The sequence below is a fragment of the Methanospirillum lacunae genome, assembly GCF_003173355.1.
Taxonomy (GTDB): Archaea; Halobacteriota; Methanomicrobia; order Methanomicrobiales; family Methanospirillaceae; genus Methanospirillum; species Methanospirillum lacunae.
Genome location: NZ_QGMY01000018.1, coordinates 1 through 16,015 on the forward strand (window position 1 = coordinate 1; position 16,015 = coordinate 16,015).

The window sequence follows — 16,015 nt, forward strand, 5'->3', positions numbered from 1 at the left end:
CCTGGCATACGACGACAACGATCTGCTCGTTGAGGTTACTTCATCCTCATTCAAGCCGACCGACAAGTCACAGAGCGGTGAGTTCAGCGGCGCAACCGGAACTGTCAAGGTCCAGCAGGGCACTGACGGTCTGAACAAGTGGAGCTTCAGCGTTGACGCATCCACCTTCAAGCCAGACGAGTACATCGTCCGTGTTTCCGGTGTAACTGTTGATGCAGTTGAGACTTCACTGTTCAACGTTGTTGAGGCAGGCGGCGCTCCGGCAGCAGCAAAAGAGCCGGCAGCAAAGGTTACCCCAGCAGCACCAGCAGTTAACGCAACCAAGAACGCAACTGCAGCAGCACCAGCAGCAAATGTTACTCAGCAGAACGCAACTCCAACCGAGAAGCCAACCACTGTAGCAACAACTGCAGCAGCAACCGCAAAGCCAACCGAGAAGGCAACCACCGTTCCAACCCCTGAACCGACCAAGAAGTCACCAGGATTTGGCGCAATGGCAGCACTCGCAGGCCTCGGAGCAGTAGCATTCTTTGCACTGCGCCGGAACTAAGGTTGAAAACCTAAATACCCTTTTTTTCTTACCCAGAATTTAACACATTAATCCTGCTAACGTGTGAATCCGAATCGTCTTATCTTTATCAAATATTGGATCTATCCCAAAAATGAGATAGAAAACCCCTTCCATATCGCTTCGCTATTCTATTATCGATAGTGGATCCATGGTCTGGATCGTCTGTATTATATGAAACAATAGCGACGCTATATAAGTCCATGATAATTGTCAATAATTGAAATCCGGACCCATATTGAAAGAATATTTAAAGGATTGGGGGGTGACACCATTCATAGTATCAATTAGGAGTTATATTGAAAAAAAGACGATTTATAAAGAGATTTTTTTACCCGAATTTTACTGAAAACATATTCACAGACTTATCATCAAAATCCTCATAATTCATGTGAATACTTTTGATAGATACCTCATTCAAGGAATAATCAACGTATTAATTTGCTATAATAAATAAAAGAGTGAAATTAATAAAATGCCAAAATATTGAGTTATTGCTTTACTTCAGGCAATCCAGGACCTATAAAATGAGCTGCCCATCGAGTCTCAGGATAACTCTCTAATATCATCTTAAGGAGAACAGTAAGCGGAATTGCAACAATTACACCAGATCCTCCAAGAAAATATCCCCAGAATATCATAGAGATAAAGACTATTGCTGGTGAAAGTTCCAACCCACGACCTGCAAGTTCTGGAAAAATAATGTTTTCAGAGAATAAATTTACCAGTGAGGCTATGAGTATCACCAAACCAGCAGTAAGAGGACTGATGTCAATAAGTGCCAACACTGCCGGGGGAATTACTGCAATAAGAAATCCGATGTACGGAACAAAATTTAATATAAACATCATAACCCCCCATAACAGGGGATCCTGAACTCCAAGGAAGACAAGTGCAATACCAAACCCTGCACCGGTAACCAGATTGACCTTTGTCCTGATAATAACATAATCTACCACAATAGATCCGAATTCATGAATCCGGTCAGCAAGTTCCTGTTTATAGGATCCAAGCACGACATCTATTTTACGAGAAAATGATGACGCTTCCAGGAGAAGAAACAGTGTGGTAAAAAGAACGATAAATAATGTTGAAACCTGACCAATAATAGAATATACAGCATCAGAGGAAAAAGCTGAAAGTGATCCTGACATCTGTGTGACCGGAAGGATACTCCCCATATCTATACCAAATTGAGAGAGAGAAGACTGAAGAATATGCATATTTGAACTGATACCTTCAGATATCTTTGGCAGATGGCTTATAAGTGGCGAAACCGAAAATAAAATGATACCACCTACAATCATGAGACAGGCGACAAAGATACTAAAAGCGATATACCCTGAAGTGCGTACAGAAAATCCTTTTTTCTGAAACCATAAAGAGACAAACGAAAAGATGATCGCAGCAAAAACTGACATGAGGAGCGGCCCGATAAAGCCACCAGCCATTTTGAAACCAGTTAAAATAATAAAGCAACAGGCCCCTAAAAAAAGAAATCTGTCAATCTGCGGATAATCAGAAAAGGTAAGCATATAATAAATTTAGAGGGAAAGAAAAAATACCTGCGTCTACGCAGGCCGATTTATGCCCAATCAGGGATGTAAAGAATTTGTTCAGAATCCAATCCTGTTTATTGATGAAGAAAAACAGTTGTAAATTCCCGTTCAAAAACTTGAAACATTAAATTGAATAGACTCAGGCCGGGATCATCCGTTGTATGATGGAAACCAAATCACTCATCAGATAATGCCTGGTGTACTTCCCCTCTTTTACAAGTCTTACACATTCTTCCTGTGCCAGCACCTGAACCATCCGAGTAACTGTAGAGCTTGCCACTCCCAGATAATCAGCAATCTCCCGGCGGGTTATGCCAGGTTTCTGATGAATTAATGATAGAATTTTTCCAGTCTGGCCTGAGGAATAGTAAGATAAAAATTTCTGTTCCCTTAAAGAAAATGCATTATGATTTTCAAAGAAATGAAATGATTTTCCCGGGCTATATATTGTAATGTAATCTTTCTCCACTATCTGATCAATATGATAACGCAGAGTTCTTTCATTACAGTCTGAGAGGACGGCAAGTCTGGTCATGTCAATACCCGGATTTGAACAGATAATACTGAATATTTTTCTCCGGGTTTCATTTTCCAGAACATTATGTGCTGTAATTCTCCTGTATCCCCTGAATTGATGAAGAGTTCGGAGTGCCTGATCGATATCAGCAATTAAATTTGATAATCGCCAATGTTCATTCATCCCGGTATGGGCCCAGGGAAATGATGAAGAGTGCTCCTGATCATCAGATTCGTTTTCCGGCTCATCCTCAAATGAAATTCTATTCTCTGAAACAGAACAATCAAGAGGAAAACCAAGTGTAATGAGAAACAGACCACATGCAAAACCCAGATTGGTGTATTGCATAACTCTATAGAATTACATGTACAAAAAGAAAACCTTTTCTTATTTTATTTATTATAGAGCATCGGTAGCTGATGAGACCAGAGTGAGTTTTTGTTACCACTACCTATTTATTAATGGACAGAGAGGATTCGCTATAAAATCGGAGGTGAACACCACATTTCAATAAAATCCTGATACCACACACGGGAGCCCATAGTCTGGTCTAATACACCTATCTTCACAATATTCTGGTTCATCGTAAAAAAACGTAAACCATTTTTTATTTGTTTCAGATGAACAGTAAAATTAAAACGTGGATTAATATCCACGAATTTCCCTACGTACATTTTCAAGATTCTCAATCCGTTTTTCCAGTGCCGGATGAGTAGAGAATAAAGCAGCAAATGATTTTCCGGAAATTGCAGGAATAATGTAAAATGCATTTGCTCCTTCAGCTGCTGCCCGGGTTTCAACAGGCACCCGTTCCATTTTTCCACTGATTTTTTTAAGTGCTGATATGAGTGCATCCGGATCTTCAGTGATAAAGGCTGCCCCGCGATCTGCGGCAAACTCACGATACCTGGACAAAGCCATCATGAGTATTGTTGAAAACACCCATACAATTGCTGCAACAATCCCTGCAATAATCCATGCTCCACCCTGTTCACGGTTAAATAATGAAGCAAACAGAAAGTTGTTCATAATCATTGAAGCAATCATAGCCACAAAACCAGCAACTGTCATTGTCAGAATGTCCCGGTTTTTGATATGGGAGAGTTCATGTGCTAACACTGCTTCAAGTTCAGCCTTATTTAGTGTAACCATAATTGAATCGGTCACTGCCACGACTGCATGGTGAGGACTCCTGCCGGTTGCAAAGGCATTCGGCATTGGAGATTGCATAACTGCAATGCGAGGCTTTGGCAGATCAGCTTCTGTACATAACTTTTCTATCATCAGGTGCAGATCAGGGTATTCATCCTGCTCAACAACCCGTGCGCCAGTAGTCATCATCACGAGTTTGTCTGAGAAGAAATACTGGACAAGACCCATTCCAACTGCAATTACTATGATAAACATGGAAGGAAGTCCAAGTGCCATAAGCACTCCCATGAAGATCAAATAAACAAGTAACAGCAGTATCCATGTGAGAAATATTCTTCCGGAAAGTCCGGTATCGCGTTGCCATTTCATGAATAATCACGGTTTTATTTGTATTCCAACCGGAAAAGGATCCATGATTCAATAAGCTACCGGTGATCCCCTTGTATTACCTGTTGTTTATCTTTCTGTACCAACAGGTAGCTCATCATATGAAAACTGCCGGAATTGTGATGTTGCCATACATCATGATAATCATCATGATCTCCGTACCGGAACCTGGCCAGTATAACAAAGACGGCCTTTCCATTGAATCTGTTTTGGAATCCCGAGATACCTATGGTAAGAATGAAATGACTCCTCCAAAGCGGATTCCGGTATGGAAACAATATCTGGATAAATACCAGGATCCTATCATCAGGATTCTTCTCATTGCTGTAACTCTTTCAGCCATTGTTGCCATTTTAGAAGGTAACAGTCTCATTGATACCATAGGAATTGCACTTGCGGTTATTCTTTCTACCAGTATTGCATTTATTACTGAATTTCGAAGTAACCGGGAATTTGACGCATTAAATGCGATGCGTGATGACACGGCAGTCAAGGTTATACGAGACAGGAAACCGACCACCGTCCCGCTTCGGGACATTGTTGTCGGTGATATGATCCTGCTTGAAGCAGGAGATATGGTCCCGGCTGACGGATTCCTTATCCAGGCATCTGATGTTGAAACAGATGAATCAGCATTCACAGGTGAAAGTGAACCGGTCGGAAAAGTTGAGAACGATACAGTTCTGAAAGGATCCTATATCACAGCAGGGAGGGCTGTCCTTATTGCTACTGCTGTTGGAAACGCTACAAAAATGGGGGTTATTGCAGCATCCCTGATAGAAGGAACCAGACCAGATACTCCGCTGCAGGTCAAACTTAAGGCTCTCGCTCATCTCATAAGCAAATTCGGATATGTGATGGCAGGTCTGATTATCACTCTCGTCCTTGTTCAGGAGTTAATCCTGGGAGTGTCACCAGATTCGCCACTTGAACTCCTGAGAATTTTATTACAGGCCTGTATGTTCGCAGTAGTTATTATCGTTGTATCAGTGCCTGAAGGTCTTCCGGTGAGCGTAACCGTTTCTCTAGCCCTCACCATGAGGAAAATGACCAGGGCAAAAAGCCTTGTCCGGCGGCTCATTGCCTGCGAAACTATCGGATCAGTCACGGTTGTTTGTACAGACAAGACAGGAACACTCACCATGAACCAGATGGAAGTTGCTGCTTCCTCTATCGAAGTTCCTGTAGACATGCGAGACATTCCTGAAAATTCAGCCGAATGGATCTCTCTGAACGCTGCAGTGAACAGTACTGCTGAACTTGATCACCATAACGGACGGATGATTACAGTAGGCAACTCAACAGAAGCGGCTCTTCTCAGGTGGCTTCACCGGGCGGGAATTAAATATCAGGAGATCAGAAAGGCATACCCGCTTATACATCAGGATTTTTTCAATTCCAGGAAAAAACAGATGTCAAGTACGTTTTCTTGTGGTCCCCGTACATTCATTCTTGTCAAAGGAGCTCCGGAGATCATTGCTGCACAATGCAGTCCGGTTCCTGATCTTTCCCATATTCGCGATCTGGCAGGCAGGGCTATGCGAACACTGGCATTTGCTCATGGAGAGATTTTATCACCAGGATCAGAACCGGCTTATCTCACCTGGGATGGGTACGTTGGCATTCGCGATGAAGTGCGACCTGATGTTCCTGATGCAGTTCAGACATGCAAAGATGCAGGAATCACTGTGAAAATGGTGACAGGGGATAGTGCTGAAACAGCTGCTGCTATTGCACGCGAGACTGGCATTTTAGGCTCCGGAAGAATTATAACCGGGCCTGAGTTTCGGGAATTAACAGATGAACAGCGAAAAGATATTGCTGGAGAAATCCAGGTTCTTGCCCGTTCTGAACCTCACGACAAACTTCTGCTGGTTAAAGCTCTTCAGTCAAGCGGAGAAGTTGTTGCAGTGACCGGGGACGGAACAAATGATGCACCGGCCCTCCGGAATGCAGATGTCGGGCTTGCTATGGGTATTGCAGGGACTGAGGTTGCAAGAGAAGCAAGTGATATTATTCTTCTGGATGATTCATTCCCAACCATTAAGCAGGCGATCTGGTGGGGAAGAGCATTGTACGAGAACATTCAGAGGTTTTTGATCTTTCAGCTGACAATCAATATTGCTGCCGCATTACTGACATTTATCGCTCCACTTCTGGGATATGCTCCACCATTTACAATTATCCAGTTGCTCTGGATTAACATCGTTATGGATTCCCTTGCTGCTCTTGCTCTCTGTTCAGAAGCTCCTCATCCGGCACTCATGAACCGGCATCCAATCCCAAGATCGGCATCAGTAATTACCCCATATATGACACAATCAATTCTGATTACTGCTGGAATTTATATCATCGCAGGAATAGCAGCACTATTTTTTGGACTCCCCTTCATGAATACTCCAGAGGAACAGGCATCTGCTTTCTTTGCAGGGTTTGTAATCGCTCAGGTATGGAACGGAATAAACTGTAGGGGAATTAACGGAGTTATGCCTCCACTTTTCAAAGGGAATCCGGTATTTTTCGGTGTAATGGGATTAATTGTTGTCATCCAGATCCTCATTATCCAGTTCGGTGGATCCATTTTTGGAACAGTTCCGCTCTCACTATTTCAGTGGATAGTTATCGGATGTGGAACACTGCCAGTTCTCCTTATCTGGCCTGTGCTTCGCTTTTTGAACTGCATATTCAATCAGGAAAGGGCCTGTACCTGATTCATTCAGGTTTGAATTAAGAAGGTTTTTTTCCGGTTTCATGGAGGGAATGATCTGAACCATTTTTCAGACATTCATTTGATTTGTTTAAAAAAACTCCGGGTAATAGATTCCCGTTCTTTGTTACAGTGATAATAAGAGGGATTTCTCCCATGTGTGGTATCCAATCAGGCTGATGTACGGCAATCGAACTCCTCGTAGATCATATCTCTTCTCGGTTTCACCTCCTGCGTCCGGGTATCACAGACGTGTATACGTATATTCATCTTTCGAGGGGTATTACATCAATCCTCATTTCATCAGGATTTAAACCGAAATCCAAAATTCCAGAATAAAATGATCTGACTTTCATTACTCACACCTGTTCGATGCAGATCTTTTTCAGTGTATTATGGTAATTGGACTATTTCATAATGCAAAGATCTGAATTATCGAGCACATAAACAAGGATCTGAAATATCTAGTTCAACATAGGAATCAAAAAGAAACTGCTATTCTGAAACAAAACCGGGAAATATGAGGAGAGATTGTACGGAAATTTCTCGCTGATGAGTAGCGATATAGTTAATAGTGCATCGCGAGATTCTCTTGTTTAAATCCTGTATCGTCTGTTAGGTTCACCTCCTGCACCGGGTAACCCGGTTTCATACACATAGATTCATATTTCGAATCGCATTACAAAGACCCTCACATTATACGGATATTTTATAATTTCCAAATTTATCTTTGCTAAACGAAAAATTCGCATATCCATTACGATCCTTAACCTGTGCCCTGCGAATATTCTTTACAAATAATTCTGAGGATTCAACAAAGTATCGTTGGCGCAATCAGTATAACTCGGGCAGAATAATTTCAAAGTTGCTTTTTTTTAAAACTGAACCGAGATGATCAACCTAAAATATATATGATCCCTTGAGTAAATTTAGATCAATCGAAATTAATCTGATGGCTTATGAAAAATATTACTGTTGAAAACTTATCACCCGGATCAACTGCAATTATAACTGGGATATCAGGAGATCCCATGATCAGACGTCGACTTATGGAAATGGGTGTTCTGCCTGGATCACCCCTGACTCTTATCCGCTGGGCTCCGATGGGTGACCCGGCTGAATGCCAGATAAGAGGTTACAAACTCTCTATTCGAAGATCTGAGGCTGCATTGATAACGGTCTCTCAGGAAGGAGATGCATAACATTGGTCCCGTTAAGTCTGAAACAAGAAGGAGACCGGGTCCAGGTTGAAAAAATTTTAGGAACAGGGTACCTTGCAAGTACTCTCAGTCAGCTTGGCATTATTGTCGGCGAGGAACTCATAGTTGTTCAGAAAGTGAATGAATCAGTGATTATCAGAATACGTGGAAGCAGATATGCCCTTGGAACCGGGGCAGCGTGCATGGTTATGGTAAACCCATTACCAGGAGCAGCATGACAGAAATTCGCATTCTTCTAACTGGAAATCCCAATGTTGGAAAAACAACCCTGTTTAATTCACTCTGTGGAGTGTATCAGCACACGGGAAATTATCCAGGAGTAACAGTTGAGATTAAAGAAGGCATAAGAAAATCAGATGGGCAGATATTTCGGATATCAGACCTACCCGGTACGTATAGCCTGAGTGCATTTACACCAGATGAACAGGTTGCACGCGATGCTCTCCTCACATCTCATCCAGATGTAATCGTACAGATTATTGATGCAACCAATATCGAACGTAATCTCTTCCTGACAACACAACTCGTGGAGATTGGTCTTCCGGTGATCATAGCCCTGAATATGGTAGATCTTGCAGAACAGACCGGAATTGCCATTGATGCAGCATGTTTTTCAAAAAGTATCGGCCTCCCGGTTGTAAAAGTTGTAGCAAGCCAGGGAAAAGGAATAGAGGATCTGGTTCAGACAATTATCCATATATCGCAGCAAAAGGAACAACAGAATCCGGCTCAGGCACAGTATTCCTCTACGATCACACAACGGCGGGAAGAAATCAGCTCCTTCCTTAATCACCACACACAACATCTCAGTGGACTGACTCCGGAGTACACAGCAATCAGGCTTTTAGAAGGAGATCAGAAATTATCAGATAAACTTCACCATGAAGGCTTGACCATCCCGGTGATTGACACGCTTGAACCTGCAGCCATAGATGGATTTATCCAGGAAATCATGTTAGCCAGGTATGCGACTGCAGAGCAGATCACCGGATGTTCTGTCTCATGTTCAATGGCCAGGATCATGCCAACTGATCTTCTTGACCATGTGCTGACTCACCGGTTTTTCGGGATACCTATCTTTCTCTCGTTCATGTGGTTTGCCTTTCAGTTAACATTCAGTGCTTCCGCCCCTGTCGCATCAGTTCTTGAGATCATATTTGGAAGCATCAATGAATTTGTTGGTAATCTCGGACTTGGAGAGACTGTTACTTCGTTCATTTCAGATGGTATAATCGGTGGAGTTGGAACTGTACTCAGCTTTGTTCCAAGCATCTTTATCCTGTTCCTGCTGCTTTCTTTGCTGGAAGATTCAGGATATCTTGCACGGGCAGCATTCGTCATGGACAGGCTGATGCATTCCATCGGTCTACACGGGCGATCTTTTATTCCTCTCCTCATAGGATTCGGGTGCAACGTTCCAGCCATTATGGCAACCCGGACACTTCAAAGCAGAGCTGACAGGTTCATCACCATTATCTCAATTCCATTCATGTCCTGCTCAGCAAGACTTCCGGTATATGTACTCCTTACAGGCGTATTTTTCGGAGCTCATGCAGGAACCGTGATATTTTTCCTGTATATTCTGGGCATTTTAGCTGCAATCGGAACTGCACTTCTGTTCCGTAGATTGATATTCCACGATGATCCCTCTCCGTTTATCATGGAACTTCCCCCATACCGCAGCCCGACTCTCAAGGCTGCAGCCCTGCACATGTGGCAACGGGGAAAAGAGTACCTGCAGCGGGCAGGTATTGTAATCTTTGGCGGAGTTCTCGTTGTATGGGTTCTGGCAAGTCTGCCATTTGGCGTTGAATACGGATCTGCAGACAGTTTAGCAGGAGTTCTCGGACACCTGGCCGAACCCATCTTCGCCCCGCTTGGATTTACATGGCAACTCGTCGTCGCCCTGATATTTGGTTTCATCGCAAAAGAAGTGGTTGTTGGATCTCTTGGAACACTTTACGGTGGAGAAGATTCCCTTGCAGGTTCTCTTGCAGCAGATCCGTCACTCGGTCCGGTGGTTGCTCTTGCATACATGGTCTTTGTACTCCTCTATCTCCCCTGTGTTGCGACCCTTGGAGTTATTAAACAGGAGATGGGCTCCTGGAAATGGACAGGAATCGCTTTGGGATGGGGAATTCTGGTTGCATTCATACTGGCATGGGTAACCCGGATTGTCGGATCACTCATCATAGGAGCATAATATGTCAATCAACAAACTTCCACACAAAAACCTGTATGCCTGGACTGTTGTTCTCACAGCGGTCACCATGATAGGGGGCATACTCTCAATTATTACAGGCATCGGAATAAAAACAGCAATTCCTGCAACACCGGATATCCCGGGGGGTATAATCCTTTTTCTTCTGGGTTTGCTTCTCGCAACCGGCCTATATGAAGGAAGACATGACCATGCCCGATGGGTGCAGTTTGGATACACAGGAATCATTCTCATCCTGATATTCGGAGTCTGCACTGTGATAATATCGGGAGCAAATCTTCTCTCACTAATACTGGAGGGTGAAAAAACAGACCCTGTATCAATCCTCTATTCCGGATATATATGGGCAGCAATTCTTGCCCTGCCAATATATCCGGGGTTAAAGAAACTTCTATTCGGGTGCTCACAAGGAGGCGCCTTTTAATGAGCGAGGGACTCGAAGTTCTGGGATTCATTCACTCCCAGGGTGGTTGCATGCTCTCTGATATCTGCTCAGAGCTGAACCTTCCACTCAGTTCTGTTCATGGATGGATATCTCTGTTATGTAGCACTGGATATCTGAAACGTTGTGAAATAGAACATGGATCATGTCCATGTGAAAAGACCGGACGAAGATGTATCTCATGCAGTTGCTCATGTAAGGCATCCCAGGCAGGCCTCCCTGTCAGAATTGAGGTCACAGAACGGGGATTGGACCTGTTCAGAAGGAATAGACATGAAACAGGTAAAACGGAAATTATCCCGGACAATGGAAGACTATCTTGAGGCAATCTTTGTCTTAAGTCAAAGTCGTAGATACGCACGAACCAGCGAAATAGCAAAAGATCTTCATGTTTAACCTTCTTCTGTTGTTGAGATGATTGGCAGGATCGCTGTCCTAAACGTATGGTGTGGAAACGGTATGAAGGGGTTTACCTGACTCCTGAAGGCCGGGTCCACGGGGAAATTATTCATAAACCCAGTCTCCTGTTTAAACCCACTTTCTCTTTCAATATACCACTTCTAACAGTTTTTCGCTGAATTTACCAGAAAGGATATAATGCCTTCATTCTAACGCTTTTTATCATGGATGTAGCACTTATTTCATCAATGTTTGAAGGATTACCAAGGCAGGGACCGGGCCTTGATGAAGCCACGGCTTTTGCCTGGGCGTTCATCCCGCCTGATCACAAAAAGGGAAAACTCCTGGATATCGGGTGTGGATCCGGTATGCAGACCCTTATGTTGGCAAAAATCGGGCCTGATTGCCAGATCACAGCATCAGATCTTCATCAACCATTTCTGGATGATCTCACAAGCAGGGCAAAAAAAGCTGGTCTTAATGATAGAATTACTACACTCAAGGCTTCTATGGATAATCTTCCATTCCCGGAAAGTTCGTACGATGTTATCTGGGCAGAAGGTTCGACATTTATTATCGGTATTGAACCAGCTCTTCACTACTGGAAAAAATTTTTGAAACCTGATAGATACTTAGTCTTCTCTGACCTTACCTGGTTTACAGATTCTCCATCAAAAGAATGCAAAGATTTTTTTGATGAAATATCACCGGGTATGCCAACTTCATCTGAAGTTGAAGACATTATCAGGGCAGAAGGATATTCACTTATAGGATCATTCAGACTCCCGGATTCTGGTTGGTGGAATCACTATTACTCTCCGTTATCAGATCGGATTGATATGTTGAAGCAGAAATATCAGGGTAATCAGGATGCTGGATTAATTATACAGGAACTTGAAAAGGAGATGGATATTCACCGGAAATATTCAAAAGAATACGGATACACGTATTTTATTTTGAAATTATCACATAAGGAGGGATAATAAGGTATTGGCCAAATGTTTTTGACAGAGGGATGTTTACTGAAAAACACCAGCCTCAATCCAATTTTTACCTATGACCGGTATTTTCCTGTATTTCTGTCAAGAGTGATCTCTTTAGATAATTTACTGATCTCACGGAAGCGTTTCTTTTCAAATCTCTTCAATCCGATATCTGCTTTTTCGCGTTCAAATGATATTTCTTTGAGGATTTTCTGGTACCTTGTAAACCGGTCATGAGACAAAACGCCATCCTCAATTGCTTTCCTGACAGCACAACCGGGCTCATTATTATGAGAACAGTCAGTAAACCTGCATCGCGTGGCATATTCTATGATATCATCAAATGTCTCTGCTACACTTTCTCCGGCAGTCCATATCCTGATCTCACGAAGTCCGGGAGTATCAATCAAAGAACTTCCATCCGGAAGAGTAAGAAGATGCCGGACTGTTGTAGTATGCCGGCCTTTTCCGTCATCCTCTCTGATTTCTCCTGTTGTCTGAAGCGTTTTTCCGGTTAGAGCATTAGTGAGGGTTGATTTTCCAACCCCTGATGAGCCGATAAAAATGACCGTTTTACCGGAATCGAAATATGGATTTAAATGATCAAGACCGGTTTTCTCTGTAGCACTCACCGGGATAACAGGGATGTCTCTGATTTCAGAGTTGATCATCTTAACCAGGGTCGGAATATCTGAACAGGTATCTGACTTATTTATGACTATCACAGGCTGGGCACCAGAACTTCTGGTTATGAGCAGGTAACGTTCCAATCGGGAAATACTCATATCAGATCCGGGTTCAGTGACGATAAAGACTGTATCAATATTTGCAGCCAGTTCCTGTTTTCCAGAATAATCACCAGCACCTCCACGGGAAAGAACGGTTCTCCTTGGCAGGATAGCAACGATCATACGGGTTGCTGATTCAGGCTGATTGAGAATCACGACAAAATCTCCAACTACCGGATACATTTTTTGTGATTTCAACGCCCCAGACAATGGAACGGATATGGCATCACCTGGAATAATCACCTCAAACCGGGTCTTTTGAACAGTACAGATCCTCCCGGGGAGATAAGGCCCCTCATATTTGACAAATAGATCTTCCCAGTGTTGGTTCCATCCAGGTAGTTCAATTGATACCGTGTTAGAATTATTAAGACTCATTTGAGAAAACAGATCTATCCCAGGGTATAACTGATTTATCTGTCATGAAATGGATTAATCTGGAGATTATAAAAAGGGAAGTTCTGGTGTATGCAGCCAATTATATATTACAACCTTCCAAGAACACCAAAGAGAATGTAGACGGCGAATAATATCAGGACAATTCCAATAACTCCCCTCAGTGCCCGACGCTGTTCAATTCTCCATTCGTTTACTCGTTCAGGTGGTAGTCCAAACAGAACAAGGATGAGAATAACAAGTAACGGGATGATAAATGCGATGTTGTAAACCAGAAGGTACACAAGAGAGTGGAAAAGATCAACGTGCAACGAAATCATCGAGATAATTGAAAGATATATCCCTCCGGTACATGGGAGTTCAAACATGCCAACCATTATTCCCAGGAGAAAAGCAGCAGGAAGGGTTGCAACGTTTATTATCTTATTGATTCTTCCTGCTTGAGATTCCGGAATTGCAAGTACCGGATGATCGGTTGGGATCAGAGCATCCTTGATCATCAAAAGTCCTGCAATAAGGGCAATAGATCCCGCAATTATTGAAAATAGTATTGCTGATCCGGTAGTTTGAATAACAGAGAAAATCCCGAGGCCAGACAGGAAATAGAACACAAATACTGCACTTGTATAGATAAGACCGGTGACCAGTATTGCCCGCCTGCTTTTTAGTGCCATCAAATTTATCAGCATAATTATGAGAACAGCAAAAGCACAGGGATTGATACCATCAAGAATTCCTGCCCCAATGATAAGGGAAAGAGGAATTTCGTCTTTATCCGAAAGAGAAAAAGATGGCAGAATAAACTCAAGTCCTCCTGAATGAATTTTTTCCTGCTGCCTAGTGAGAATCTCTTCTAAATGATTTTGAATATCCCTGTTTCCTTCCAGAGTCAGATTACCGATCATTACAGATGGAGTTGACAGATAATCCAAGTGATATAACTGCTTATATGATAGAAATATCGTCCTGTTAGCAGTATTATTAAAAAGATCGTATATCCTGATATTAATTTCAGGATGAGATCCAGAGATTTTATTTAGAAATTCGTCTGCTTCGTGGCAGGCCTCACATCGGGAGTTTGTAAAAAATATGACCTCTTTTGGAGGAAGATTTCCAGTTAAAAGAGATGAATCGTCATCGAGATATACTGAAAGTTGATCAGATAGGATTGAAGTTCCACTTGCAGAATATACTGTTGCCGTTCCCGGAACGACTAGACTAGAAAAGAGAAGAAGTATAAGTCCAATTACATTGACCATTTTTATTGTATGCATTTTTGTTGTTACCTCATAATGAGACATTGAAAATATTTTTTCTAAAAATCATTAAACTCACATTACTTTCTTTTTTTACGTGGGTGAATTTTTTACTCTAATAATATATTTTAAACCTCAAGAATTTATACAGTATACTGAAAGTGATATCACTTACTTACATTGAGGTAACGGGAATGTATGAAAAAAACGGCAAAATGTATAGTTGTCCGGTAGAGGCAACACTTGATGTTATTGGGGGAAAGTGGAAACCGCTCATACTCTGGAGAATCCGAAAAAAGATTATGCGGTTTTCTGAATTACAAAAGGAAATACCAGAAATAAATTCCAAAACCCTGACCAAACAACTGAGGGAACTCGAACATGACGGGGTTATTTCCCGAACAGTATATCCGGAAATACCACCCAGAGTTGAATATTCAATAACTGAATTTGGAGAGACTTTGGTCCCTATTATTCAGGCACTCTGTACATGGGGTGCAAAATATCTTGGAACTGAGTGTCTCGCACAAAATGAATAATCCTGAATATAACAAAATACATTTTTTTTTCAAACAGGAAAACCCATCTAGGATCGAGGCAAATCGTACCTCAAACAAAAGGTTCTGACAACATGATCTCTACAAAAATTACATTAGCCATTTTCATCAGCATTGTTCTGATGAGTTTGATTGGTATCTCGTATGCAGAAAACAAGACAATGAATGCAACCAACATATCTGATTCAAAAAACATCTCACAAAATTTGACAGAGCATGCAAATACGAATCAGACAAGTGTAAACAAAACAAATACCACAAAAAATCTGGATAACTCTGAATCAACGGGTGGAATCAAAAATTTCATGAAGAATTTTAAATATCAGTCAAGCGTTTGAACCTCCTTTCTGATTTCTATTACACCAGATACCAGGATTCAACTTTTTTCAGGCTCATTTCTGCGGGTTAAATTTTAGTTACTATCATTATTCATATTATAAAAGAATTCAAAATCGTATTCAATTTTTGAAAGAAGAGTAAATCATCAACATTTTCGGGTTCACTCCATTAGTCCCGAAAGTCAGAAACCATTAATGCAGGAATAAACCTGCGGATGGAAAAAAGACTCAACATAATGAATTAATTGACCATGTGAAAGATGAACTATCACATGTCCATGCAGATATTGAACATGTGCAGCGTGATATTGAAGCCCACATTTGCCATCTGAAAAACCGGGATGAACATTTGCATCATCTCATGAATGAGGCAGATACAAAAACCGTCTCACCTTCATGCTAGGGCAATTTATAGTAAGAAAAATAACTTCATTGCCTGATGGCACTTTTAACTTACTATAAATCAATTATTTACTTAATTTATCTGATATTATTTGAATGAATTTAATATTGGCATACATATAT

Annotated in this window: 15 protein-coding genes and 1 pseudogene; 11 read left to right on the top strand and 5 right to left on the bottom strand. The window is 41.9% G+C overall.

Going from position 1 to position 16,015, the window contains the following annotated elements; translation table 11 throughout:
* On the top strand, window positions 1-550 hold a 550-nt coding region (locus DK846_RS16530), incomplete at its 5' end, for a PGF-CTERM sorting domain-containing protein (protein WP_146201259.1).
* A gap of 509 nt (window positions 551-1,059) precedes the next feature.
* Here the strand turns inward: DK846_RS16530 and DK846_RS16535 are convergent.
* The 3 genes from DK846_RS16535 to htpX all read right to left on the bottom strand — a co-directional run bounded on the left by DK846_RS16535 (window position 1,060) and on the right by htpX (window position 4,165).
* Window positions 1,060-2,103: an AI-2E family transporter gene (locus DK846_RS16535; RefSeq protein WP_109970108.1), complete on the bottom strand. Its 1,044-nt coding sequence runs from the start codon at window positions 2,101-2,103 to the stop codon at window positions 1,060-1,062.
* A 163-nt stretch (window positions 2,104-2,266) separates the two neighbouring features.
* Window positions 2,267-2,992, bottom strand: coding sequence for a winged helix-turn-helix transcriptional regulator (locus DK846_RS16540; protein ID WP_109970109.1), 726 nt, complete (start codon window positions 2,990-2,992; stop codon window positions 2,267-2,269).
* Window positions 2,993-3,289: 297 nt separating this feature from the next.
* The gene (htpX, locus tag DK846_RS16550) at window positions 3,290-4,165 is read right to left on the bottom strand and encodes a zinc metalloprotease HtpX (RefSeq protein WP_109970111.1); all 876 of its coding nucleotides are present in this window, start codon (window positions 4,163-4,165) and stop codon (window positions 3,290-3,292) included.
* Window positions 4,166-4,332: 167 nt separating this feature from the next.
* Here htpX and DK846_RS16555 point away from each other — a divergent pair, with 167 nt between their 5' ends.
* From DK846_RS16555 to DK846_RS16590, 8 genes and pseudogenes are all read left to right on the top strand, one after another.
* Window positions 4,333-6,894: a calcium-translocating P-type ATPase, PMCA-type gene (locus DK846_RS16555; RefSeq protein WP_245926596.1), complete on the top strand. Its 2,562-nt coding sequence runs from the start codon at window positions 4,333-4,335 to the stop codon at window positions 6,892-6,894.
* Between the two features lie 955 nt (window positions 6,895-7,849).
* Window positions 7,850-8,092, top strand: coding sequence for a FeoA family protein (locus DK846_RS16560; RefSeq protein ID WP_109970113.1), 243 nt, complete (start codon window positions 7,850-7,852; stop codon window positions 8,090-8,092).
* 2 nt (window positions 8,093-8,094) lie between these two features.
* Complete coding sequence (locus DK846_RS16565) at window positions 8,095-8,328, top strand: FeoA family protein (protein ID WP_181391839.1); 234 nt, start codon at window positions 8,095-8,097, stop codon at window positions 8,326-8,328.
* The gene (gene feoB / locus DK846_RS16570; protein ID WP_109970115.1) at window positions 8,325-10,313 is read left to right on the top strand and encodes a ferrous iron transport protein B; all 1,989 of its coding nucleotides are present in this window, start codon (window positions 8,325-8,327) and stop codon (window positions 10,311-10,313) included. Before DK846_RS16565 ends, feoB begins: the two co-directional genes overlap by 4 nt.
* A gap of 1 nt (window position 10,314) precedes the next feature.
* Window positions 10,315-10,755 carry a hypothetical protein gene (locus DK846_RS16575; protein WP_109970116.1) on the top strand — a complete coding sequence of 147 codons (441 nt, stop codon included), beginning with the start codon at window positions 10,315-10,317 and terminating at the stop codon, window positions 10,753-10,755.
* Window positions 10,755-10,886: pseudogene (locus DK846_RS18380) on the top strand (hypothetical protein); the annotation flags it as partial. The gene DK846_RS16575 and the pseudogene DK846_RS18380, both read left to right, overlap by 1 nt.
* Window positions 10,887-10,911: 25 nt before the next feature.
* Entirely contained in the window at window positions 10,912-11,169 is a 258-nt protein-coding gene (locus tag DK846_RS18080; RefSeq protein WP_109970117.1) for a helix-turn-helix domain-containing protein, read from the top strand.
* Between the two features lie 227 nt (window positions 11,170-11,396).
* A complete protein-coding gene (locus tag DK846_RS16590) occupies window positions 11,397-12,155 on the top strand; it encodes a class I SAM-dependent methyltransferase (RefSeq protein ID WP_109970118.1) in 759 nt (252 codons plus the stop codon).
* A gap of 71 nt (window positions 12,156-12,226) precedes the next feature.
* Here DK846_RS16590 and rsgA read toward each other — a convergent pair whose 3' ends face one another.
* Entirely contained in the window at window positions 12,227-13,321 is a 1,095-nt protein-coding gene (rsgA, locus tag DK846_RS16595; protein WP_109970119.1) for a ribosome small subunit-dependent GTPase A, read from the bottom strand.
* A gap of 107 nt (window positions 13,322-13,428) precedes the next feature.
* Window positions 13,429-14,613 (bottom strand): cytochrome c biogenesis protein, encoded by a 1,185-nt coding sequence (locus DK846_RS16600; protein WP_181391842.1) that lies wholly within the window; start codon window positions 14,611-14,613, stop codon window positions 13,429-13,431.
* A gap of 176 nt (window positions 14,614-14,789) precedes the next feature.
* On the opposite strand from DK846_RS16600, the gene DK846_RS16605 reads away from it, so the two are divergent.
* Complete coding sequence (locus DK846_RS16605) at window positions 14,790-15,134, top strand: winged helix-turn-helix transcriptional regulator (protein ID WP_109970121.1); 345 nt, start codon at window positions 14,790-14,792, stop codon at window positions 15,132-15,134.
* A gap of 92 nt (window positions 15,135-15,226) precedes the next feature.
* Window positions 15,227-15,490 carry a hypothetical protein gene (locus tag DK846_RS16610; protein WP_109970122.1) on the top strand — a complete coding sequence of 88 codons (264 nt, stop codon included), beginning with the start codon at window positions 15,227-15,229 and terminating at the stop codon, window positions 15,488-15,490.
* Window positions 15,491-16,015: the final 525 nt, after the last annotated feature.